This is a genomic window from Eikenella sp. HMSC061C02 (assembly GCF_001809035.1).
Lineage (GTDB): Bacteria > Pseudomonadota > Gammaproteobacteria > Burkholderiales > Neisseriaceae > Eikenella > Eikenella corrodens.
This window is the reverse complement of record NZ_KV795572.1, coordinates 1-23927: the sequence shown is the minus strand read 5'-3', so window position 1 is coordinate 23927 and position 23927 is coordinate 1. Positions and strand designations below refer to the sequence as shown.

Below are 23927 nucleotides of genomic sequence, written 5' to 3'. Positions count from 1 at the left end.
ATTTTTCACTTCTTGGTGGCAGATTGAATTTTCAGGTAGCCTCTTGGATTGCCGAAAAGGTTTATCCTTTCAACTTCTCCAAAGCAGCCTGCACCTTCGCCATTTTCGCCTCCAATTCCGCCAAATCGGCTTTGTCTTTTTCCACCAGATGCGCGGGGGCTTTTTCGGTGTAGCCGGGTTTGGAGAGTTTGGCGTTGAGTTTGTCCAAGGCTTTTTGCAGCTTTTCGGCTTCTTTGCTCAAGCGGGCGGTTTCGGCGGCTTTGTCGATTTCGACTTTCAGCATCAGGCGCGCGCCGTTGCAGACGGCGACGGGGGCGTCTTCGCTTTCGGGCAGGGCGGCGACTTGCTGTGCTTCGGTCAGGCGGGTCATCATCGGCAGGTATTTGAGGTAGTCCGCCAAGTCGTCCGCGCTTTCGACAAACAGCGGGGCTTTGACATTAGGCTGGATGCCCATTTCGCCGCGCAGGTTGCGGATGGCGCCGATCAAATCTTGCAACACGGTCATTTGCTCGAAGGTCGTCTGAACGATTTGTTCGCGGTCGGCTTCGGGGAAGCGGGCAAGCATGATGCTGTCGGCGGTTTTGGCGTCGCACATGGGGGCGACGGTTTGCCACAATTCTTCGGTGATGAACGGGATAATCGGGTGCAGCAGGCGCAGGGCGGCTTCGAGTACGCGCAATAAGGTATGGCGTGTGGCGCGCTGACGGCTGGCGCAGCCGGTTTGAAGCTGCACTTTGGCGAGTTCCAGATACCAGTCGCAATAGTCGTTCCATACGAAGCTGTACAGGGTTTCTGCTGCCAAATCAAAGCGGTAGGTTTCGTAGGCTTGCGTTACTTGCTCGATGGTCTGATTCAGACGACCTATGATCCACATATCGGGGAAGGAGTAGCCGCGCGGTTCGGTGGCGGTTGCGCCGTAGCCGCAGTCTTGGTTTTCGGTGTTCATCAAGACGAAGTTGGTGGCGTTCCAGATTTTGTTGCAGAAGTTGCGGTAGCCTTCGGCGCGTTTGAAGTCGAAGTTTACGCTGCGCCCCAAGCTGGCGTAGCTCGCCATGGTGAAGCGCAATGCGTCCGCGCCCATGCTGGGGATGCCTTCGGGGAAGAGTTTTTTGGTTGCTTCTTCCACTTTCGGCGCGGTTTCGGGTTTGCGCAGGCCGGTCGTGCGTTTCACCAGCAGCTTGTCCAAGTCGATGCCGTCGATCAAATCGACGGGGTCGATGACGTTGCCTTCGGATTTGGACATTTTCTTGCCTTCGTGGTCGCGCACGATGCCGTGGATGTACACGTCTTTAAACGGCACTTTGCCGGTGAAGTGGGTGGTCATCATAATCATGCGCGCCACCCAGAAGAAGATGATTTCGTAGCCGGTTACCAAGACGTTGGACGGCAGGAAGGCTTTGAGTTCGTCGGTTTCAGACGGCCAGCCGAGCGTGGAGAACGGCACGAGCGCGGAGGAGAACCATGTGTCCAATACGTCTTCTTCGCGGGTCAAACCAGTTTTGCCGGCTTGTTTTTCGGCTTCCGCCTGATTGCGGGCAACGTAAACATTGCCTGCTTCGTCGTACCACGCGGGGATTTGATGGCCCCACCACAGTTGGCGCGAGATGCACCAGTCTTGGATGTTGTTCATCCATTGGTTGTAGGTGTTGACCCAGTTTTCGGGGATAAAGCGTACCGCGCCGCTGTCGACGGCTTTTTTGGCTTTGTCGGCGAGGCTCAAGCCTTTGAATTCGCTGTTAGGTTCGCCACCGTTCGGTGTGGCGGACATGGCGACAAACCATTGGCTGGTCAGCATCGGCTCAATTACTGAGCCGGTTCGGTCGCCTTTCGGCGTCATCAGCGTGTGCGCTTTGATTTCGACCAACAAGCCTTGTTCCTGCAAATCGGCAACCATTTGTTTGCGCGCGGCAAATCGGTCCAAGCCTGCATATTTTTCAGGCAGGGCAAAGCCTTGTTGCGCTTCGCCTTTGAAGTTGAACACTTCGGCGTTTGCCAGCACTTTGGCTTCCAAGTCGAACACATTAACCAAGCGCGTGTCGTGGCGTTTGCCGACTTCGTAGTCGTTGAAGTCGTGCGCAGGCGTGATTTTCACGCAGCCTGTGCCGAAGTCTTTTTCAACGTATTCGTCGGCAATCACGGGGATGGAGCGGCCGGTCAGCGGCAGGATTAATTCTTTGCCGATTAAGTGGGTGTAACGTTCGTCTTCAGGATTGACGGCAATGGCAACGTCGCCCAGCAGCGTTTCGGGACGGGTGGTCGCCACGATAACGGCTTCGGCGGGATTGTCCGCCAGCGGATAGCGGATGTGCCACATAGAGCCTTGTTCTTCCACGCTTTCCACTTCCAAATCCGATACCGCCGTGCCAAGCACGGGATCCCAGTTCACCAAGCGTTTGCCGCGGTAAATCAAGCCCTGTTCAAACAGGCGCACAAACACTTCGGTTACGGTTTCGGCACGCACGTCGTCCATCGTGAAATACTCGCGCGTCCAGTCGGCGGAACAGCCCACGCGGCGCATCTGCTGCGTAATCGTGCCGCCGGAAACTTCTTTCCATTCCCACACTTTTTCCAAGAATTTTTCGCGCCCCAAGTCATGACGGGACACATTTTGCGCGGCAAGCTGACGCTCGACCACGATTTGCGTGGCGATGCCCGCGTGGTCGGTGCCGGGAATCCAGGCGGTGTTGCAGCCTTTCATGCGGTAGTAGCGGGTCAGGCCGTCCATAATGGTTTGGTTGAAGGCATGGCCCATGTGCAGCGTGCCGGTTACGTTGGGCGGCGGCAGTTGGATGGAAAAAGAAGGTTTGGTCAAATCCATATCAGGCTGGAAATAACCTTGGGTTTCCCAGTTTTGATAGTGTTTGGATTCGATTTCGGCGGGATTGTATTTGTCGAGCATCGGAGGCTACCTGAAAATTATTGGCGTAAAGGGCGAATTATAGTGGAAGCAGATGGTTTTCAGGTAGCCCGGAGCGAGGGATAAGGCTAGCTGTAAACCATTTCTGCTTTCAGGTAGCCTTTGCCAATTTGGCAAACTATACCGGCTTCTTTTATAGTGCCATTTATTTCTCGAGGAGAACCATTTATGCACATTCTGCCTTTTTCCATGCCGGTTAAACCCTTCACCATGCGGGGTATCGGGCCGCATCGGCCGATTATGATGGATTTGGTGGCGCTGTTGCTGATACTGCCGGTGGGCGCGATATTTGTTGCGTGGCAGGGTCATGTTGCCGCCGAAATCTATCAAGACTACCAAATCGGCCAACACGCCGTGCCGGTAAACGCGCGGATCGATGGTGAATGCACCACTCGCAAATCCATTTTTACCAGCTGCAAAACTACCATCACATACCGCGGTCATACGGTGAAAAAATCCTTTAGCTTTTTCGGTACTGGCGGCGATATTTATGCCCGTGCAGTGGCCGACGCTAATGATCCATCACGCCTGACGCTGGATGTGGCGGTGGAGAAAGTGGGTAACCGCAGCATGGGTGTGTTGCTGTTTGGCGGGCTGGGGCTATTGATGATTGGCGCCGCGTTTTATGTCGCGCTGGTGCGTGTGCCGCGCTACCGCCGGATTTTGGCCGCCATCAACCGACCCGAAGCCCAGCCTTGGCAGCTGGTAGCCGTGCCCTGCCTGAGTACCGGTAATGCGGGTAAAGACGCGGTATATCAAGCGGAAATCGACGGCAAAACCCATAAGATCGGCCTCAGCTTCGGCAAACAGGAAAACCGTGCTTGGACGTTTCAAACCCCCAGCGGGCAGCACTACCTGCTGGCTTTCGTGCCCAATAGCGGCGGCGTGCCGGTGGCGCTGGATAGAAAGCTGCTGGCGGTGGCAGGCTTGAACAAGGAAGAGAAAAGCAAGCTGGCTGCCGAATTGAAGCGGGCGGCAGCAGCGGCAAAGGCAGAATGCTAGTGTGCGGTTTGGCATAAAATAGAGGCTACCTGAAAACGCATTTCCGGGTTTTCAGGTAGCCTTTCCCGCTATAATAGCGCCCGTTTTTCAATTCAACCCAAACCATGAAAACCGCCAAACGTTATCCCTTTCCCGCCTTGTTGCGCCAACGCTTGCAACTGTATTTTGCCGATCAAGCCCGGCTGCCCGGCTGCCCGGGCGAGGCGCAATTCCGCCGTTGGGCGTGGCAGGCCGTGAAATCGCAGTACCGCCGTGCCGAAATCGGCCTGCTGCTGCTCGATGAAGAAACCGCCCGCGCCTACAACCGCGACTACCGCCAAAAAGACTACGCCACCAATGTGCTCAGCTTTGCTCTGGATGAAGGCGAACAGGCTGCTTTGGCCGGGCTTTCAGGTAGCCTGCCCGTTTTGCGCGGCGACCTGGTTATCTGCCCGCAAGTGGTGGTGCGCGAGGCTGCCGAACAAGGCAAAATTTTGGAAGCGCACTTCGCCCACCTCACCCTGCACGGTGTGCTGCACCTGATGGGGCACGACCACATCGAGCCCGATGAAGCCGAAGCCATGGAAGCACTTGAAATCCGCCTGATGAATCAGTTAGGATACCCCAACCCCTACGCACAGGATGCAGACTGAAATGGACGACCACCCGGACAAGCCCGGATTTTTTGAACGGCTGTTCGGCCGCCTCGCCGGTGACAGCCCCGACTCCCCCGAAGACATACTCGCCCTGCTGCGCCAAGCGCGCGAACAGAAAATCTTCGATGAAGATACCCAGCAATGGCTGGAGAAAATCATTGATTTCCGCGGGCTGGAAGTGCGCGACGCCATGATCAGCCGCGCCCAGATGGACGTGGTGAAGGCCGGCGACAGCATCAGCCGCATTATCGCCTATGTGGTGGGCACCACCCACTCCCGCTTCCCCGTGATTGCCGACGACAAAGACAACGTACTCGGCATCCTGCACGCCAAAGACCTGCTCAAATACACCCTCAATCCCGAACAGTTCAAGCTCGAAAACGTGCTGCGCCCAGCCGTGTTCGTGCCCGAGGGCAAGCCGTTGAACGTGCTGCTTAAAGAGTTTCGCGATATGCACAACCACCTGGCCGTGGTGGTGGACGAATACGGCAGCATCAGCGGCCTGGTAACGCTGGAAGACGTAATCGAGCAGATTTTGGGCGACATCGAAGACGAATTCGACGAAGACGACAGCGCAGACAATATCTTCGCCGTTTCCCCCGACCGCTGGCGCATCAACGCCGTTACCGAAATCGAAGACGTGAACGAATTCTTCGGCACGGACTACAGCGACGAAGAAGTGAACACCATCGGCGGGCTGGTGATTAAAGAGCTCGGCCATCTGCCTGTGCGCGGCGAAAAAGCCGTTATCGGCCCCCTGCAATTCACCGTGGCCCGCGCCGACAACCGCCGCCTGCACACGCTGATGGCGGTGAAAGCCAAGCCCGAATAAGCCCGCATGATAAAGGCTACCTGAAACCGGATTTTCCATTTTTCAGGTAGCCTTTCGTGCCAACGTGCCCGTATGGTGAATGTATGCATAGAATCATAGGATATAGAGAATTACGTACAGGAAATGGCGAAGCTGTCGAGATTACCTTGTATCAGCCCTTTTTTTCCGACGAATACAAGGCATATGTTTGCCAATATAAAATAAGCAAACAGGATTATTTGGATGAGGGCAGGGTAATCGGTGAAGATATGCTGCAAGCTATTTATTTGGCCATGATCAAACTAGGTGTCATCCTGTCTCACACAGATTATTGGAAAAAGGAAAATTTATCTTGGTATGGGGACAAAAATCTTGGGTTTCCCTTACCCGATCATTTAAACTAGCGAATAGCAACTGCATTTTTAACCCCGTCGGGCAACAATTAAGCACGGGGCAAAGCAGCAAGCCGCAGGCAGTACGGCAAGGCGAGCCGACGCCGTATGAGGAAATAAGCACTTTGGCTATAATACCGCCGTATTCCAGCCCAACACACCCGAGAGCAACAGCATCACGATTTTCAGGTAGCCTTCCGCCATGTCCAAAAGGCTACCTGAAATTTATATCACAAGGATTCAAAATGGTTTTCTCCTCCCTCCTCACCCTGCTCGACGACATCGCCTCCGTGCTCGACGACGTGGCTTTGATGACCAAAGTAGCCGCCAAAAAAACCGCCGGCGTGGTGGGCGACGACTTGGCGCTCAATGCCAACCAGGTAACTGGCGTGCGCGCCGACCGCGAGCTACCTATCGTGTGGGCGGTGGCCAAGGGCTCGCTGGTGAACAAGCTGATTCTGATTCCCGCCGCCCTGCTGCTTTCCGTGTTCTCGCCCGTGCTGATTACGCCGCTTTTAATGCTCGGCGGCGGCTATTTGTGTTTCGAAGGCGTGGAAAAACTGCTGCACAAGCTGATGCACCGCCGCGACGGCAGCGCACACAGCGTGCCCGACGAATTGATCGACGAAAATGCCAAAATCAAAGGCGCCATCCGCACCGACTTCATCCTCTCCGCCGAAATCGTCATCATCGCCCTGGGCGTGGTGGCCGAATCCAGCCTCACCACCCAAATCATCAGCCTGCTGCTCATCGGCATCGGGCTCACCATATTTGTGTATGGCATCGTGGCGCTGATTGTGAAGGCCGACGACTTCGGCTTCGCCCTGATGCGCCGCCCGGCCACCGCTGCGGTTGGTAAAGCCATTATTTTGTTTATGCCGTGGTTTATGCGCGGCGTCAGCATCGTTGGCACGCTGGCCATGTTCCTCGTGGGCGGCGGCATCTTCGCCCACAACTGGGGCGCGCTGCACCATTGGCTGCACGAACACCACTGGGACAGCGGCCTCACCAGCACACTTGCCTACCTAATCACCGGCCTCGTCGTGGGCGCGGTTGCCTGCGCGGTGGTGTTGCCACTAATGAAATTGTGGGAAAAGCGGCGGCAGGATTGAGCGGCGCATAGAACAATGGAAAGGCTAACTAAAAAGTAGGCATTGATAGTACCCCTTACCCATCAAAATTAGTTATCCAGTTTATTGAGCAAGACCGTAGTTCCTCTATGGAGACAGTGAAATAATCAAATTAAGCCCGCTCATCGCGGGCTTTCTACTGTCTTTTTTATTTATGGTAATAGTTATTACAGAAATAAAAATATATATTTTCTTGTACCGAGGATGGGAAAACATCTACAAAATAACTCGGGTCTCCCGATTCAACCCTTATAACTCGCCCTGTCGCAGCATCTATCACGGATTGCCTACCAAAGGCTATCTTGTGTTGGCCGCAGCGAAAGAATACATGCCCTAGCGCATTAGTTTTATTTCCGTCTGCATCAATGGTATTAGTTAAAAGGAACCATGCGCTATCGCTACCAACAGTTTGTTTATCAATGAATACGTTTGTTGCTCCATCATATGATTCTGTGAACAGCGCCCATCTATCGGGGTCTGGGGTTGGCTGAGCTTGCGACATGACGGATAGAACAATGAAAGAACAATAAAATATCAGCTTCCTCATGGTTATCTCTATTTAATTTGTCCGAAATTGTTGATAAATGTAGAAATATCATCTTTGTTATTCAGTAGATACCGCTTCCCTTTATCTAAAATAGAGATGCTGATGGATAGAGAGTCTTGGCCTTTGATGATACCTCGGTTTTTAAGCGTAGTAATGTGGCTACTCGGGATAACGGCGAAAGATGTTTTTGTGAGCTCACGCAGGGCGAAGACATAATAGGTATTGCCGCTGTGGTTGGCTTCAAAAGATTTTTGATTGATGCTGAAACCAAAACTGCCATTGGCACGCGGCTGAGATGTTTTCACTTGGATGTGGTAATAGATATTTTCCTTTGAGGCAACAATATCAATTCCTTTATCCACCACCATCAATGAAGCATTAAATCCCCAGAATAATAGTTCACTCATCACGGCCAACTCGCCGGCTTTGCCTAAAAAGGCAGAATCTACGGGCGGAGCAATATTTTGTTCTGTAGGGTTGGCTACTCTCAGTTTCTTCAGGCGGTACACGCCACGCTTGTAGGAAACAACCTTTCCTTTCGCATCTTTTTTACTGGCAACCTTAGTAAAGACGGCGTCTTTCTTTTTCACATGAGCAGCAAGCGCTGATGATAGTTTGTTGCTGAATGTATCCGCATCCATTCCCATATTGTGATTTATTCTGACAGCTTCAATAGCAATATCAGATACATGTCCTTGCTTCCCTGGCATGTCGGCTAGGATTTTATATGTGATTTGTAAGATTTGGCTGAGATTTTCCATAAGCAGTCCTTGATAATATTAATTCCATCATGTTTGGAGCCATTTATAAATCAGGCTACCTGAAACTTTCAGGTAGCCTTTTCATTGCCTACACAAACGCTGGTTTAATCGCCTGCGGCCATCAGGTGGGCGTTACCGCCGGCGGCAGTGGTGTTGATGCTGCAGGAGGTTTCTTCAAACAGCTGCAGCACGTCCACGCCGTGTTGGGCGTTGATGATGCGCACCAGTGCACCGTCGCTGCCGGCCAGTGTCTGTTTGAGTTCCACCGGCAATTCTTCCAGGGCAACCACGTGGCTGATGCCGGCGGAAGCGGGAGTGGTTGAGGTTTCCAGCAGGTCGGGAGCCTGTTCGGCGTAGGCGGCCAATGGATGCTGGTCGGACACGAGGGCGGTGATGCCGGAGCCGGCGAGCTCAATCCAGGCGGCGAAGGCTTGCGGCAGGCTGCCGCCATAGAGCCATACGCGTTTGGGCGCCTGCCAGCTCAACACGTTGTGTTCGCCGGTGGGGCCGCGCAACACTTGCTCGGCTTGACGCAGGGTGTGTACGCGGGCGCGGCCGAGGCTGCCGGCCAAGTCCAGCTTCTGCTCTTGGGTGAGCGGCAGGCTTTGCAGCAGGGTTTGCAGGCGGTTGAGTGCGTCTTCGTCGGCCTGGCCGCTGCGGGTGAGCGGGGGCGTGCGCCAGCTGTCGAGGCGGCTGAGGCGTTGCAGGTAGAAGGGGCCGCCGGCTTTGGGGCCAGTGCCGGAGAGGCCGTGGCCGCCGAAGGGCTGCACGCCCACCACGGCGCCGACGATGTTGCGGTTCACATAAAGGTTGCCTGCTTCGATGCGGCGGCGGATGTGTTCCACCGTGCCGTCGATGCGGCTGTGGATGCCGCCGGTGAGGGCGTAGCCTTTGGCGTTGATTTGGTCGATGAGCTGGTCGAGCTCGTCGGCGCGGTAGCGGATAACGTGCAGGATCGGGCCGAACACTTCGCGCTGCAAGTCGTTCAAATTGTTCAATTCAAACAGTGTGGGCGCGATGAAGGTGGCGTTATCGGCATTTTCAGGTAGCCTGATTTGGTGGCTGGATTTGGCGATGCCTTTCATGCGGTCGATATGGCTTTGCAGATTGGCCTGCGCTTCGGCATCGATTACCGGGCCGATATCGGTGCTCAGTTCGGCGGGGTTGCCCACGCGCAATTCGTCCATTGCGCCGCGAATCATGTTCACCATGCGGTCGGCCACGTCTTCCTGCACGCACAAGATACGCAGGGCGGAGCAACGCTGGCCGGCGCTGTCGAAGGCGGAGGCAAGTACGTCAACGCATACCTGCTCGGCCAGCGCGGTGCTGTCCACAATCATGGCGTTCTGGCCGCCGGTTTCGGCAATCAGCACGGGCTGGCCACTGCGGCGGGCGAGCGATTGGTTGATGAGGCGGGCCACTTCGGTGGAGCCGGTGAACACCACGCCGTTGATGCGTTCGTCTTGCGTGAGGGCAGCGCCCACGTCGCCCGCGCCGAGCACAAGCTGCAGCACGTTGCGCGGAATACCGGCTTCGTGCATCAGCTGCACGGCGCGGTAGGCGATCAGGCTGGTTTGTTCGGCGGGTTTGGCCACCACGGTGTTACCTGCGGCCAATGCGGCCACCACTTCGCCGGTGAAGATGGCCAGCGGGAAGTTCCACGGGCTGATGGTAACGATGGTGCCCACGCCTTGGCTGTTTTCAGGTAGCGTGTGTTCGGCTTCGTCGGCGTAGTAGCGGCAGAAATCCACGGCTTCGCGCACTTCGGCGATGGCGTTGTTCAGCGTTTTGCCGGCTTCGCGCACGGCCAAGGCCATCAGCTCGGGCATGTGCGCTTCCATCAGGTCGGCCAGGCGGCGCAGCATGTTGGCGCGTTCGGCGGCGGAAACGGCAGCCCAGCTGCTTTCGGCGGCTTTGGCGGCGGCGATGATTTCCGGTACGGCGGCGGCCTCTACGAAGGCGGCACTGCCCACCACTTCGCTGTGGTCGGCCGGATTGCGCACTTCATGCGCGGCCTGGGTTGGGGCGGCCACGGCCAAAAGCGGCACGGCATGCAAGGGCGTGGCAGCGGCATTGTTCATAATGGTTTGCAGCTCTTGCAGCGTGCTTTCGTTGCTCAGGTCGAGGCCTTGCGAATTGAGGCGTTCGTTGCCATACAGATTGCGCGGCAATGGCAGGCTGTTGTTGGGATGAATGCCTTGTTCGGCCAAGGTATCGAAGGGGCTGCGGATGAGGGTGTCAATGCTGATGTTTTCATCCACAATCTGGTTTACAAACGAGGTGTTTGCGCCGTTTTCCAGCAGGCGGCGCACCAAGTAGGCCAGCAGGGTTTCATGCGTGCCCACCGGTGCATACACGCGTACGCGCCGTCCCAAGTTTTGCGGGCCGACCACTTGGTCGTACAGGGTTTCACCCATGCCGTGCAGGCATTGGTGTTCGAACTGTTTGCCTTTGCCCATTTGGTAAATGGCGGCCAGAGTGTAGGCGTTGTGGGTAGCGAATTGCGGGAATACGGCATCTTGCGCGTCGAGCAGTTTGCGTGCACAGGCCAGGTAGGAAATGTCGGTGTGGACTTTGCGGGTGTAGGTGGGGTAGCCGTTCATGCCGTCCACTTGCGCCCATTTGATTTCGCTGTCCCAATACGCGCCTTTCACCAGGCGGATCATCAGCTTCTGATTGTTGCGGCGGGCGAGGTCGATTAAATAGTCGATTACGAAGGGGCAGCGTTTCTGATAAGCCTGCACCACGAAGCCAATGCCGTGGTAACCGGCCAGGTCGGGGTCGGAAACCAGGGCTTCCATCAAATCGAGCGAGAGTTCGAGGCGGTTGGCTTCTTCGGCGTCGATGTTGATGCCGATATCGTATTTTTTGCCGAGCAGGAACAATTCTTTCAGGCGCGGCAGCAGCTCGTTCATCACGCGGTCGTGTTGGGCGCGGGAATAGCGCGGGTGAATGGCGGAGAGTTTGACGGAAATGCCGTTGCCTTCATAAATGCCTTTGCCGGCTGCATCTTGGCCGATGGCGTGGATGGCGTTGACGTAGTCTTGATAGTAGCGTTCGGCATCGGCTTCGGTCATGGCGGCTTCGCCGAGCATATCGAAGGAATAGAGATAGCCGAGTTTTTCGCGTTCTTTGCCGTTTTTCAGGGCTTCTTCGATGGTTTGGCCGGTAACGAACTGTTTGCCGAGCATGCGCATGGCGTAGTCTACGCCTTTGAGGATGAGCGGCTCGCCGCCTTTGCTCACGATGCGGGTGAGCGCATTGCCGAGGCTTTGGCCGCTGGGGGCGGCAGCGAGCTTGCCGGTAACCAGCAAGCCCCAGGCGGCGGCGTTTACAAATAAAGAGGGGCTGTTGCCGAGGTGGCTTTTCCAGTCGCCGCCGGAGATTTTGTCGTGGATGAGTTTGTTGCGGGTGGCTTTATCGGGAATACGCAGCAGGGCTTCGGCCAAACACATCAGGGCGATGCCTTCTTCGCTGGAAAGGGAGAACTCGTGCATCAATGCATCCACCCCGCTGGCACGGCGGCGCTCTTCGCGCACCTGCTTCACCAGCCGGCGGGCGAGCCGGTCGGCGGCGGTACGCTCGTCTTGGCTCATCTGGGCGCGTTCGAGCATATCCTGCACGGCTTCGACTTCGTCGCGGCGGTAGGCATCGGTAACGGCTTGGCGCAGGCTGGTTTGTTGGGGATGGGCAAACTGGAACATGGTTGGTCTCCGTGGTTGGTGGGGCTGCCCGATAAACCGCTTTTCAGGTAGCCTCTGTTTCGTTATGAATAGCTGCTTGGTTTGAACGTCGGTAAAACGGCATCATAAACCAAACTGCGGATAATGTGAAAGAATGTTTGGCAGGAGTGGGGGTTGGTTAATCGGTTAAGGGCTACCTGAAAAGGCCGGGAGCGGTTTCAGCTAGCCTGAAGCCTTTTGATACGGGCAGTTTGAAGGCTACCTGAAAACTTTTCAGGTAGCCTTTTGCCGTCCTTTATTTTGCGGCGCGGTAATCCGCATCGGCTTTTTCGAAGCGTTGGCAGATTTCCTCGGCAGGCGCTTTGCCAGCCAGCGATACGACTACGGTAGTCAGGCCGCAGGCGATGAAGCCGGGGATGATTTCATACAGCGTAGCCATGCCGGCGTTGGCCAGCGCAGGATTCACCACCTGCACCCACAGCACCACCACCGCAGCGCCGGCAATCATACCTGCCAATGCGCCGTTGGCAGTCATGCGTTTCCAGAACAGGGAAAGGATAACGATGGGGCCGAATGCCGCGCCGAAGCCGGCCCAGGCAAACTCCACCAGTTGTAGCACTTTGCTTTCGGGGTCGGCAGCAATCAAAATGGCGATAACGGCCACGGCCAGCACCATGATGCGGCCAATCCACACCAATTCTTTCTGCGGCGCGTTCGGGCGCAGGAAGCCTTTATAGAAGTCTTCAGTGATGGCGCTGGAGCACACCAAAAGCTGGCAAGACAAAGTAGACATCACGGCAGCCAGAATCGCGCTTAAAATCACACCGGCAATCCACGGGTTAAACAACAGGGTGGACAAGGCGATGAATACGCGCTCGTGGTTGCCCTGCATGGCAGCGGCTTGCTCGGGGTGAGCGCCAAAGTAGGCGATACCGTAATAGCCCACGGCCACTGCGCCGCCCAAGCACAAAATCATCCAAGTCATGCCGATGCGGCGAGCACCCACCAGCGATTTCACGCTTTCGGCAGCCATGAAGCGCGCCAGAATGTGCGGCTGGCCGAAATAGCCCAAGCCCCAGGCGGCGGTGGAAATGATGCCGATGAAGGTCGTGCCGTGCAGCAGGCTGCCGTACTCCTTGCCGTTGGCAGCGGCGGTGGTTTGGATGAGGGCGGAAACTTCATCTGCGCCGCCCGCGCCCAAATACACCATCACCGGCGTGAGCAGCAGGGCGAAAATCATCAGCGTGGCCTGCACAGTGTCTGTCCAGCTCACCGCCAAGAAGCCGCCGATAAAGGTGTAGGCAATAGTGGCGCCCGCGCCCAGCCACATGGCGCTGGTGTAGCTCATGTCGGTAAACAGGCTTTGGAACAGGCGTGCTCCGGCCACAATGCCGCTAGCGCAGTAAATGGTGAAGAAAAACAGAATGATGAATGCGGAAATTACTTTCATTGCCTGCCCCTGTGCACCGAAGCGGTGGTGGAAATAATCAGGCAGGGTGAGCGCGTTATTGTTGTATTCGGTGTGCACGCGCAGCCGCCCAGCCACCAAGAGCCAGTTGAGATACGCGCCGATAATCAGGCCGATGGCAATCCAAGATTTGCTCAGGCCGCTCAAATACACTGCGCCCGGCAGGCCCATCAGCAGCCAGCCGGACATATCCGAAGCCCCGGCCGACATGGCGGTAACAAACGGGCCCAAGCTACGGCCGCCGAGGATATAGTCGTCAAAATTGCGGGTGGAGAAATAGGCCGCGAGGCCGATTAACAGAACGGCAACCAAATAGATGCCGAAGGTGATATACATCGGGTTCATGAGCTGCTCCTTGTTGTTATCTTTGATTTCCTAAACCGCCTCGGGGCGGTTTGATGGTGTATCGCTAAAGCACCTATTTCTTCTTACCGCGTCGGCTTGCCCTGCCATACTGCTCGTACTGTCTTCGGCTCGCCGCCCGGTATGAAAAAATAAGTGCTTCAGCTATGGCCGCCTGCTGTAAAAACGAGCAACCTAGTTTTGCTTATACTGGAAAACAACAGAATAAGTCAATATGCGTAAAGAAGCTTGCAAATAACTTGCGGAAGGAGAACAAAATAAATGTAATTAAGAATGAAAAATACTAGCTGAAAGTATGGAACTTCAGCGGGGTTAAAATGATGTTTTAACGAACTGAACTGATGTTTTGATGAAGCTCAGGCTGGTATTTTGATGAGATGAAAGCGCAAGCTCGGATGAAGTACGCCAGGCGTCAAGCCGATTGCTGCTGAAGTGGCTCGTACAAGCAAGATACTAGGCCGAATAGGCTAGATGGAAATATATTTCCTATTGTTATCATATTATTACTGCACCTCAAACCCAAAAAAGGCTACCTGAAAACCATTTGATGTTTTCAGGTAGCCTTTTCTTTGCTCCGCCGTGCCAAGCAAAAACCATGCCGAACGGGTTTGTGCCCGTGCTAGAGCATGTTATCATGGGTCTAATTTGAAATTGAGATTGCCCGCATGAGCCCTATTCTGCCCGAATTGCCCGAATACCTGCGCCGCCGCGCCGCCGAAATCAAACTGCTGATTATGGACGTGGACGGCGTGCTCACCGACGGCCGCATCTTCATCCGCGACAACGGCGAAGAAATCAAGGCCTTCCACACGCTCGACGGGCACGGCATCAAAATGTTGCATCAATGCGGCGTGCAAACCGCCATCATCACCGGCCGCGATGCCCCTTCTGTGGCCGTGCGCGCCAAGCAGCTCGGCATCCGGCACTACTTCAAAGGCATCAGTGACAAACGCGCTGCCTACGCCGAATTGCGAGAAGCTGCCGGCGTGGCCGAACATGAATGCGCCTACATCGGCGACGACGTGGTGGATTTGCCCGTGATGGTGCGCTGCGGCCTGCCCGCTGCTGTACCTGAAGCGCACGAATGGGTGTTGCAACACGCTGCCTACATCACCCGCCGCCCGGCCGGCGCCGGTGCCGTGCGCGAATTGTGTGAAGTCATCATGCAGGCCAAAGGCTACCTGAAAACCGCTTGGGAGCAATACACAGAATGATTAAACGATTCGGCGGCTGGTGGTTTCCGCTGGTGTTGGCACTCGCGCTCGGCGGCGTGAGCTTTTGGCTCGACCGCATCAGCCAGCTCGAAACTGAAGAAACCCCGCTCGATCCGCATGAGCCGCAATACCAGATTTTCGGCATCCGAGGCCGCCGCTTCGCTGCCGACGGCAGCCTGGCCCAGCAGCTCACCGCCACCTGCGCCTGGCAGTTCCCCAACCGCCAAGACGGCTACCTGGCCGAACCCAACGTGATGTTTTCGCAAGGCGGGCAGATGGTGTACCGCATCAGCGCCGATCAGGCACACTATATCGGCAGTGAAAACCAAGTGGTGTTCGAGAAAAACGTGGTGTTCGACAAACCCGCTATGAACGGTCAGCCCGCCGGCCGCCTTAAAACTAATAGCCTCACTGTCAACACCCAAACTCAAACCGCCCATACCCAAGATTTGGTGAACTATCAATACGGCGCCTCCCACGGCACCGCCCAAGGCATGACCTACAACCACAAACAAGGATTGCTCAACCTTTCCTCCCGCATTAAGGCCGTGATTTATGACCCCAAACAACAACATTAAACCCGCCCGCGCCCTTCTCCTCGCCGCCGCCCTGCTATTGCCCGCCGCGGCTTCTGCGCTCACCTCCGACCGCAACCAGCCTATCCAAATCGAAGCCGACCAAGGCTCGCTCGACCAAGGCAACCGCAGTACCGAATTTTCCGGCAACGTGGTTATCCAGCAGGGCACCATGTATATCCGCGCCGCCAAGGTGCGCGTGGTGAAAGCCGCCGACGGCGCGCAAACCATGACCGCCTCCGGCAGCCCGGTACACTTCGGCCAGCAGCTTGACCGCCAAGGCACCGTGAAAGGCCAGGCCGCCCGCGTGGAATACCAATCCGCCACTGGCATCGTGAAACTCAGCGGCGGCGCCAAGCTCGAGCGCGGCGGCGACCGGGCCAGCGGCGACACCATTACCTACAACACCCGCACCGAAGTTTATACCGTGCTGGGCGGCAGTCGCAGCAACGCTAACAAAGGCCGCGTGAGCATCACCATCCAGCCGCAGCAGAAATAAGGGAGGCGGGATGAAGGCCGAGACCCTGTTTGCCGAAATGGCCGAACGCTACCACGCCGCGCCCGACCATCCCTTTTCCCGCTTTCCCGAATACGCCGTATTCCGCCACGGCGGCAGCCGCAAATGGTTTGGCGTGTACCTGCCCGTGCCGGCGGAAAAGCTCGGGCGCACCCCCGGCCGCACCGTGCCCCTGCTCAATGTGAAATGCCGCCCCGAACACATCGGTGCCATGCGCGCCCAAGCCGGCATCCTGCCCGCCTACCACATGAGCAAAGAACACTGGCTGAGCATCGAATTGGAACAGGCCGACGACGCGCTCATCCGCCAGCTGATCGACGACAGCTTCCGCCTCACGCAGGGCAAAGCCAAGATCAGAAAACAGGCTACCTGAAAGCCTGCAATACCGGTTTCAGGTAGCCTCAAACAGTTTCAGGCAGCCCGCATTTGAGGCTACCTGAAAAAATAAAACGCTTTTTGCATCGCTGAACAAGATGTTCAGGTAGCCCCATGCCGCACAGGCTACCTGAAACCGAAAACCAAGCAACCATGAATATCCGCGTCCTCCTCCTCGCCTGCCTAGCCATGCTTACCGCCTGCGCTGCCCCGCAGCCTGCCGCGCCAAACACGCCCAGCAGCCAGCCGGAACAGGCAGCCGACCGCGTGCTGATTGTGTTATACGACCCTGCCGTCGGCGCGGAGCCGCTGCTTCAAGCCGTATGCGAAATGCAGGCCGAGCTGGTGTACCGTTATACAAACATCAACGGCATTGCCGCCCGCATCCCGCCGCCGCAGGATATGGCACAGGCCATGCGCCGCTTGGAGCGCGTACCGGGCGTGTTGCAGGTGCAACGCGACCAAATAATGCAGCTGCAAAACCCTGCCGCACATTGAACCTGCGTATGGCAGCCCTATTTTTCAGGTAGCCTCAGCGCTGCCCGTGATACCCAACAAACACAAGGGAAAACCAAACCATGACCACACCGCACAGCCGCCTCAGTGTTAAACAGCTGCGCAAAAGCTTCAAACAGCGCCAAGTGGTGCAGGATTTCTCGCTCGATATCGAAAGCGGCGAAGTAGTCGGTCTGCTCGGCCCCAACGGCGCGGGCAAAACCACCAGCTTTTATATGATTGTCGGCCTGGTGGCTGCCGATCACGGCACCATCCGGCTGGACGAGCACGAGCTGCGCCACATGACCGTGTATCAGCGCGCCCGCTTAGGCCTGGGCTATCTGCCGCAGGAAGCCTCAATTTTCCGCAAGATGACGGTGGAAGAAAACATCCGCGCCATCTTGCAATTGCACGAAACCGACCGCCATACCATCGAATCGCGCCTCAACGACCTGCTGGGCGACCTGAACATCACCCACCTGCGGCAAAGCCCCGCCCCCGCCCTCTCCGGCGGCGAACGGCGCCGTGTGGAAATTGCCCGCGTGCTGGCCATGAGCCCGCGTTTCATCCTGTTGGATGAGCCCTTCGCCGGCGTCGATCCGATTGCCGTTATCGACATTCAAAACATCATCAACTTCCTCAAACAGCGCGGCATCGGCGTGCTGATTACCGACCACAACGTGCGCGAAACCCTGCGCATCTGCGACCGGGCCTATATCATCAACAACGGCGCCGTGCTGGCCAGCGGCCGCCCCGAAGAATTGGTGGGCAACGAAGAAGTACGCGCCGTGTATCTGGGCGAAAACTTCGATTACTAAGGTTTCAGGTAGCCTCACATGACCCAGCAATCCGTCAAACTCAAACTGCGCCAAACCCAGCAGCTCAACCAGAAGCAGCAGCAATCATTGCGCATTTTGCATATGTCGTCGCTGGAATTGGCTGAAGAAGTGGAAAGCTGGCTGGCCGACAACCCACTGCTCGAACGGCCGGAACACGATCCGGCCGACAGCGGCGAGCCCGAACCCCATTACTCCGCCGCCATACCGGTTACCCGCAAAACCAACAGCATGGAAGAGAGCGACGTGTGGGAAACCGTGGCCGACGAAGCCGATTTCCGCCGCATGCTGCACGAGCAGGTGTGCGAACACCCGCTAGACGAAGACCAGGCCGCCCGCGTGCATTTGCTCATCGACTACCTCGATGATCAAGGCTACCTGAACGACAGCCTCACCGACATCGTGGAAAATTCCCCGCTGGAATGGATGCTCGATGAAGACGATATGGCCGAAGCCCTGCGCCACCTGCAACAGTTCGACCCCCCCGGCGTGGGCGCGCGTGATTTGGGCGAATCATTATTGCTCCAACTGGCGCGGCGGCAGCCGGACGACACCGTATTCTGCGCCGTGCAGCTGGTGAAACACTTCCTGCTCGACATCGCCAAAAGCAGCCTGCCGCAGCAAGTGCGCAAAAAATTCCCCCAATACAGCGCCGCCACCATCGAAGCCGCCCAAGCCCTCGTCGCCTCCCTCAACCCCTTCCCCGCCTACGGCCTTTCCGGCTCCGGTCATACCGAATACGTCGATCCCGACGTGTGGATCCGCCCAGATCCCGAAACCGGCAAATGGACGGTGGGCATGTACCGCCAAGCCTGGCCGCAGGTGCAGCTCAATCAGGAATATTCCGACCTGCTCGCCGAATACGGCAGCGAAGCGCCGGAGTTGAAACAAAAGCTCAATGAAGCTAAAGTATTGCTAAGCTCGCTGGAACAGCGCAAAAGCACCGTGTTGCGGCTGGCCGAAACCATTCTGGAGCGTCAGGCCGACTTCTTCTCTTTCGGCGCCATCGGCCTCGTGCCGCTCACCATTAAAGAAACCGCTGCCAACCTCGGCCTGGCCGAAAGCACCGTGTCCCGCGCCGTAAACCAAAAATATTTGGCTTGCCCGCAAGGCGTATTTCCGCTACGCTATTTTTTCAGCCAGGCAGCCGCCTACAGCAGCGAAGAAGACGGCGACGGCATCAGCGCCAACGCCGTGAAAGCCCTGATCGAAAGTCTGATTGCCGGCGAAGACAAACGCAAACCGCTCTCCGACCAAGCCATGTCCGACCGGCTCGCCCTGCAAGGCATCATGCTCGCCAGGCGCACCGTAGCCAAATATCGCGAAGAACTGAATTTCCCGCCTGCGCACCAACGCAAGCAGAAAGCTTAGCTTGCCGCCGTGCGCAGCCAACCCACCTGTAAAGGAGTGAGCTATGAACCTAAAAATCAACGGAATCAACATCGAGGTTACCGAAGCCCTGAGAGATTACATCAGCGGTAAACTTGAACGCATCGTCCGCCACAGCGACAACGTGATTTCCGCCACCGTAACCCTATCGGTGGACAAACTGGTGCAGAAAGCAGAAGTGGATTGGCATATGGCCGGCAAAGACCTGCACCTCGACCAAACCGACAAAGATATGTACGCCGCCATCGACCTCTTGGTAGACAAACTCGACCGCGCCGTACTCAAACACAAAGAGAAAAAACAACAGCACCGCGCTGAACCCAGCGGCAAGGTGAGCATCGAATAAGCTTTGAACCGCCCAATAGGGTATAGATAAAGCAGGCTGAAAAGCCTGCTTTTTTATAGTGAATTAAATTTAAATCAGGACAAGGAGGCGAGCCGCAGACAGTACAGATAGTACGGCAAGGCGAGCCAACGCTGTAATGGTTTAAATTTAATTCACTATACTAGGGATGGGAGGATTAGACAAGGCTACCTGAAGCCATGCTTTCAGGTAGCCTTTTTACTGCCATGAATCGAATTAGAATTTGTAAGTGTACTGCAAGCCTAAGATATGGGAGTGGCTTCTGAATTTGGCGGAGCCGTGGGTGCGGCTGGACACGCAGGCTTGCGAGCCGGGGCCGGAGGCTGTGCCGCCGCACCAGCCGTTTACGTTGGCAGAGGTGTTTTTCACGTGCACATAGCTGTAGGCGAGGTTGAGGCTGTGCTGCTGATTGATGTCGTATTTACCGCCTAGGGAGAGCCAGAGGCGGTCGGCATCGGGCAGGGTGCTCATGCGGGTGTTGGCGCCGCGTACGGGGGATTGGTCGTAGGCGATGCCGAAGCGCAGTTGCAGGGGATCGGTGATTTGGTAAGACGCACCAAGGGAGAGTTTATAAGTGTTGCGCCACTGGGGGGTGAGGATGGTTTGGTTACTGCGGGCGGGTGCGGCAGGATTCTGCGGGTTGGCCACGGCTTTGCTGTTGCCGAAATTCAGTTCGGCACGGTTGAAGCGGGAGTGGCGTGTCCAGGTGGCGTCGCCATAGAGCGACCAGCGCGGCGTGAGTTTGTACATGCCGTGCAGGGAGAAGGATTCGGGGGTAACGATGCGTACGTTGGCGGCTTCGGATTCGGCGTAGCCATTGGCGCGAATGGCGTTGGAAAGGGTGCCGCCCATCGGAGTTTGGAAGGCTGCGCCCACCAGTTTCCATTCGGCATCGCCGCGCAGGTTGTGGCTTACTTTGGAACGGTAGTTTGCGCCCAAACGCAGGGAGTCGTTTACGTCCCACAGCCAGGCGAGGTTGTAGCCGAAGCCCCAATCGCTGCCTTCCACGCTGGCATAACCATCGGCAAAGCCGTTGCGGCGCAGTGGGGGGAAGGCGCCGAAGTTGGCGTATTGACGCAGCTTGGCGGTGGTGTGCTGCGCCACCAGGCCGAGGGCAACGGAGTGCTGATCGTTGATTTTATAGGCAACGGTGGGCTGGATGGCGATGGTTTTCACGCTCAACTCGTTCAGGTTGTAGCGCAAAACAGAGTCATGCTGGTATTCGGTGCCGGAGCCGAAGGGAACATACATGCCCAAGCCGAGGGCAACGTTATCATTTAGGCGGTGCGACAAATAAAAATGTGGCGCAACCACTATGCTCTTCGGGCGGATATTGCCGGAAGTGGCGCCTTGCACGGGTTGGTTGGTGCCGGGGTAGTAGGCTTCGGCATCGCTGTATTTCACGCTGGGCGCAACAAGGTTGACGTTGATGCTAACCTGCGTGCCTTCGAGTTTGGTGAGGCCGGCGGGGTTGTGGAACAGGGTGGAAGGATCGGCAGCTTCGGCGGCGGATGAATTGGCCGTGGATTGGCTACTCACGGATTGAGTGCCGAAATGGTAGCCGGAAGCCCAGGCTTGGGCGGAAAAAGCGGTGGCCAGCAACAGGGCTAGGCGGGAGAAATGGCGGGTTGTCATGATGTATTTGGTTGAAGAAAAAAGCTATTTATCAATTAACAGGCATATTTTCAGGTAGCCTTGTGAAGGGGCTACCTGAAACATTACGCCATATAGCTAAACATCTGCATCCTTTCGCAGTTGTTTGGCTATTAACGTTGAATAACTATTCTACAGGAAATTTTGTACAAAAATAAAACCCAGCGGCCAAAACAGCTGGGGTTGGTAATGTTAGGATTGGTAAAATTCCAACAGATTGCCAGCTCTCGGCCGAACTGCGACACATCGTTTTATTTTTGAGCCATATACGGGCATAAGATTGCCGGAATGCAAAAACCTCCCGGCAATCTGCCGAGAGGTTTGAAATTGGTTGCGGGGGCAGGATTTGAACCTACGACCTTCGGGTTATGAGCCCGACGAGCTACCATGCTGCTCCACCCCGCGTCAGGGAAAGTGGACTATACGCGCCTTGGTGGAGCTTGTCAAGTTTGTGCGCAAGATAAAGGCTATTGGCCTGCATTGTTTGATTAATCTTGTTTGCGCAATTTGGCTGTTCTGCCCAGCAGGCTACCTGAAAGCGATGTCTTGGCGAAGCCAAGGCCGAGCTTCTGCGAAGCTAAAGCGATGGTTTGACGAAGGCAAAGCTAAGTTTCTGCGGGCGCAAACCTGATTCACTCAAACAGCCGCCCCTGCGCCAAGATTTCCCGCACCGGAGCAAAACTGCGGCGGTGTTCGGGCAGCGCGCCGTGGCGTTGCAGGGCGGCGAGGTGTTCGGCGGTGCCGTAGCCTTTGTGCCGCTCGAAGCCGTATTGCGGATAACGTTCGGCCAGGGCATACATTTCCGCGTCGCGCGCGGTTTTGGCCAGCACGGAGGCGGCGGAAATCTGGATGATTTTGCTGTCGCCTTTTATTACGGCTTCGGCTTCGCAGCCCAAATCGGGCGGCACGCGGTTGCCGTCTATCCACACTTTTTCAGGTAGCCTTTCCAGCCCGTGTACGGCGCGGCGCATCGCCAGCATGGTGGCGTGCAGGATATTGAGCCGGTCGATTTCTTCCACCGAGGCGGCGGCCACGCACCAAGCCAGTGCCTGCTGTTTAATCAACACCGCCAATTCGTCGCGGCGGCGTTCGCTCAGTTTTTTCGAGTCGGTAAGCCCCGGCAAATCGTATTTGTTTGGCAACACCACTGCGGCGGCAAACACGCTGCCGACCAATGGCCCGCGTCCGGCCTCGTCCACACCGGCCTGCCAAATCATGGGGTTGCCCCCGCGGCGGCCAATACTGCCGCTGTGGCTTCGGCGGCGGTGTCTTTGCGCAATAAATGGTGCAGCTCGGTGAAATCCTGCTGCAGCGCGGCGGTTTTCTCCGGCGAGCGATACCAATCCAGCAGCGCGGCGGCCAGCTTTTCCGGCTCGGCATCGTGCTGCAGCAGCTCCGGCACGGCGGCGCGGCCGAGCAGCACGTTGGGCAGCCCCACATAGGGCACTTTGATTTTGTGCTTCACCAGCGCATAGGTGAGCGGCGAGATTTTGTAGCTGATTACCATCGGCCGTTTGCACAGCGCCACTTCCAGCGTGGCGGTGCCGCTGGTGACCAACACCGCATCCGCCGCCGTGCAGGCTTGCGCCGTGCCGCCCGGGAGCAGTTGCAAGGGCAGGCGGCAATACGGCTCGGCGGCGAGCAGACTTTGCAGGCGCGTGCGGGTGGCTTCGGTGGCGTAGGGCAGCAGGAACTGCGCCTCGGGAATTTGTTGCCGCACCAGCTGAGCGGCTTGCAGAAACAGCGGTGCCATATAGTCGATTTCGCTCACTCGGCTGCCGGGCAGCAGGGCGAATACGGGCTGTTTTTCAGGTAGCCCCAATTCGCGGCGTGCGGCGGCGCGGTCGGCTTCCAAAGGCAGGGTTTGCGCCAACGGATGTCCCACAAATCGCGCCCGCCCGCCGGCCTGCCGGTATAGCTCCGGCTCCATCGGGAACAGGCACAGCACTTCATCTGCCTGCTGCACAATTTTATGCACCCGCTCGCGCCGCCACGCCCACACCGAAGGGCTCACATAATGCAGCGTGGGGATGCCCGCAGCCTTGAGTGCGGCAGCCACGCCTAGGTTGAAATCCGGTGCATCGATGCCAACGAACACATCTGGCCGTTGCCGTTTCATTTCTGCAATCAAGCCTTTGCGGATGCGCCAAATCGCCGGCAGGTTTTTCAACACCTCCACGTAGCCGCGCACCGCCAGCGTTTCTTGGTCGAACAGGCTCTCCAGCCCTGCCGCCTGCATACGCGGGCCACCGATGCCGGTAAACCGCGCCTGCGGGCAGCGCGCGCGGATGGCCTCAATCAGGTGTGCGCCGAGCAGGTCGCCCGAAGCTTCGCCGGCACACAGGGCGATAAGGGGGGAAGTGTTCATGGTGGGAGCGGCTGGAAAATGAAGATGCGGTATTGTACCGAATAATCAAACATCAAGATGGCTGCCATAGATAAATATATGCTGCATAAGCATAATTCATCTTTTGGCAGCCGTTATATTTCCGCAATTTTTAGAAGCGTTCCGCAAAACGCTATTTTAGCGGCTTGAGTATTTTACCGCGCCGGATATAGGTTTTGGTCATCTGCTCAGAGGTGTGGCCAAGTTGGTCAGAAGCGCTGCGGGTATCGGCAGATAAGTAAATATCCGTGGCGGCTTTGGCGCGCAAATCTCGAAACTGGAAATTGGACAACTCTTCCGCTAGCTCCGGTCGTTGTTGCATAACGGTTTTGCGCAACTCCAGAAACTGTCTGCCCAAAGAGTCGCGGGTCAGTGGTTTTCCGTGGCTGTTGAGAAACAGGTAGCCGTTATCTT

General features: G+C 56.6%; 21 protein-coding genes and 1 tRNA gene. 13 read left to right on the top strand and 9 right to left on the bottom strand.

Translation table 11 applies throughout. The features are described from left to right. Positions 1-61: 61 nt before the first annotated feature. Positions 62-2899, bottom strand: a complete 2838-nt coding sequence (locus HMPREF2541_RS09975; protein ID WP_070543455.1) for a valine--tRNA ligase — start codon at positions 2897-2899, stop codon at positions 62-64. A 186-nt stretch (positions 2900-3085) separates the two neighbouring features. On the opposite strand from HMPREF2541_RS09975, the gene HMPREF2541_RS09970 reads away from it, so the two are divergent. The 5 genes from HMPREF2541_RS09970 to HMPREF2541_RS09950 all read left to right on the top strand — a co-directional run bounded on the left by HMPREF2541_RS09970 (position 3086) and on the right by HMPREF2541_RS09950 (position 6869). Further along, positions 3086-3919 carry a hypothetical protein gene (locus tag HMPREF2541_RS09970; protein ID WP_070543453.1) on the top strand — a complete coding sequence of 278 codons (834 nt, stop codon included), beginning with the start codon at positions 3086-3088 and terminating at the stop codon, positions 3917-3919. 104 nt (positions 3920-4023) lie between these two features. Next, positions 4024-4551 (top strand): rRNA maturation RNase YbeY, encoded by a 528-nt coding sequence (ybeY, locus tag HMPREF2541_RS09965; RefSeq protein WP_003824428.1) that lies wholly within the window; start codon positions 4024-4026, stop codon positions 4549-4551. A gap of 1 nt (position 4552) precedes the next feature. Beyond that, positions 4553-5386, top strand: coding sequence for an HlyC/CorC family transporter (locus HMPREF2541_RS09960; RefSeq protein WP_070543452.1), 834 nt, complete (start codon positions 4553-4555; stop codon positions 5384-5386). Positions 5387-5469: 83 nt separating this feature from the next. Beyond that, complete coding sequence (locus HMPREF2541_RS09955; protein WP_003824425.1) at positions 5470-5769, top strand: DUF6968 family protein; 300 nt, start codon at positions 5470-5472, stop codon at positions 5767-5769. A gap of 233 nt (positions 5770-6002) precedes the next feature. After that, positions 6003-6869 carry a DUF808 domain-containing protein gene (locus HMPREF2541_RS09950; protein ID WP_003824424.1) on the top strand — a complete coding sequence of 289 codons (867 nt, stop codon included), beginning with the start codon at positions 6003-6005 and terminating at the stop codon, positions 6867-6869. A gap of 573 nt (positions 6870-7442) precedes the next feature. Here HMPREF2541_RS09950 and HMPREF2541_RS09945 read toward each other — a convergent pair. From HMPREF2541_RS09945 to putP, 3 genes are all read right to left on the bottom strand, one after another. Continuing rightward, a complete protein-coding gene (locus HMPREF2541_RS09945) occupies positions 7443-8195 on the bottom strand; it encodes a hypothetical protein (RefSeq protein WP_070543450.1) in 753 nt (250 codons plus the stop codon). A 104-nt stretch (positions 8196-8299) separates the two neighbouring features. Beyond that, positions 8300-11899 carry a bifunctional proline dehydrogenase/L-glutamate gamma-semialdehyde dehydrogenase PutA gene (gene putA, locus HMPREF2541_RS09940; protein ID WP_003824421.1) on the bottom strand — a complete coding sequence of 1200 codons (3600 nt, stop codon included), beginning with the start codon at positions 11897-11899 and terminating at the stop codon, positions 8300-8302. Between the two features lie 274 nt (positions 11900-12173). Beyond that, positions 12174-13691 (bottom strand): sodium/proline symporter PutP, encoded by a 1518-nt coding sequence (gene putP / locus HMPREF2541_RS09935; RefSeq protein WP_003824420.1) that lies wholly within the window; start codon positions 13689-13691, stop codon positions 12174-12176. 683 nt (positions 13692-14374) lie between these two features. On the opposite strand from putP, the gene HMPREF2541_RS09930 reads away from it, so the two are divergent. The 8 genes from HMPREF2541_RS09930 to hpf all read left to right on the top strand — a co-directional run bounded on the left by HMPREF2541_RS09930 (position 14375) and on the right by hpf (position 19456). Then, on the top strand, positions 14375-14923 hold the full coding sequence (locus HMPREF2541_RS09930; protein ID WP_003824416.1) for a KdsC family phosphatase: 549 nt from the start codon (positions 14375-14377) through the stop codon (positions 14921-14923). Further along, a complete protein-coding gene (lptC, locus tag HMPREF2541_RS09925) occupies positions 14920-15501 on the top strand; it encodes an LPS export ABC transporter periplasmic protein LptC (RefSeq protein WP_070543448.1) in 582 nt (193 codons plus the stop codon). Before HMPREF2541_RS09930 ends, lptC begins: the two co-directional genes overlap by 4 nt. Continuing rightward, positions 15479-15997 (top strand): lipopolysaccharide transport periplasmic protein LptA, encoded by a 519-nt coding sequence (gene lptA / locus HMPREF2541_RS09920; protein ID WP_088383463.1) that lies wholly within the window; start codon positions 15479-15481, stop codon positions 15995-15997. Before lptC ends, lptA begins: the two co-directional genes overlap by 23 nt. Positions 15998-16007: 10 nt before the next feature. Further along, on the top strand, positions 16008-16388 hold the full coding sequence (locus HMPREF2541_RS09915; RefSeq protein WP_003824413.1) for an MmcQ/YjbR family DNA-binding protein: 381 nt from the start codon (positions 16008-16010) through the stop codon (positions 16386-16388). Between the two features lie 116 nt (positions 16389-16504). After that, positions 16505-16888 (top strand): hypothetical protein, encoded by a 384-nt coding sequence (locus tag HMPREF2541_RS09910; protein ID WP_064088203.1) that lies wholly within the window; start codon positions 16505-16507, stop codon positions 16886-16888. Between the two features lie 80 nt (positions 16889-16968). Continuing rightward, positions 16969-17703 (top strand): LPS export ABC transporter ATP-binding protein, encoded by a 735-nt coding sequence (gene lptB, locus HMPREF2541_RS09905; RefSeq protein WP_003824410.1) that lies wholly within the window; start codon positions 16969-16971, stop codon positions 17701-17703. Positions 17704-17721: 18 nt separating this feature from the next. Beyond that, positions 17722-19092 (top strand): RNA polymerase factor sigma-54, encoded by a 1371-nt coding sequence (rpoN, locus tag HMPREF2541_RS09900; protein ID WP_003824408.1) that lies wholly within the window; start codon positions 17722-17724, stop codon positions 19090-19092. A gap of 43 nt (positions 19093-19135) precedes the next feature. Next, positions 19136-19456, top strand: a complete 321-nt coding sequence (gene hpf, locus HMPREF2541_RS09895; protein WP_003824407.1) for a ribosome hibernation-promoting factor, HPF/YfiA family — start codon at positions 19136-19138, stop codon at positions 19454-19456. A 234-nt stretch (positions 19457-19690) separates the two neighbouring features. On the opposite strand, the gene HMPREF2541_RS09890 is transcribed toward hpf, so the two are convergent. From HMPREF2541_RS09890 to HMPREF2541_RS09870, 5 genes are all read right to left on the bottom strand, one after another. Further along, positions 19691-21109, bottom strand: coding sequence for an OmpP1/FadL family transporter (locus HMPREF2541_RS09890; RefSeq protein WP_070543446.1), 1419 nt, complete (start codon positions 21107-21109; stop codon positions 19691-19693). 346 nt (positions 21110-21455) lie between these two features. Continuing rightward, a tRNA-Met gene (locus tag HMPREF2541_RS09885) sits at positions 21456-21532 on the bottom strand. 227 nt (positions 21533-21759) lie between these two features. Further along, entirely contained in the window at positions 21760-22344 is a 585-nt protein-coding gene (rnhB, locus tag HMPREF2541_RS09880) for a ribonuclease HII (protein ID WP_070543444.1), read from the bottom strand. Continuing rightward, positions 22341-23495, bottom strand: a complete 1155-nt coding sequence (lpxB, locus tag HMPREF2541_RS09875) for a lipid-A-disaccharide synthase (RefSeq protein ID WP_070543442.1) — start codon at positions 23493-23495, stop codon at positions 22341-22343. Before lpxB ends, rnhB begins: the two co-directional genes overlap by 4 nt. A gap of 151 nt (positions 23496-23646) precedes the next feature. Continuing rightward, on the bottom strand, positions 23647-23927 hold a 281-nt coding region (locus HMPREF2541_RS09870; RefSeq protein ID WP_168161113.1), incomplete at its 5' end, for a tyrosine-type recombinase/integrase.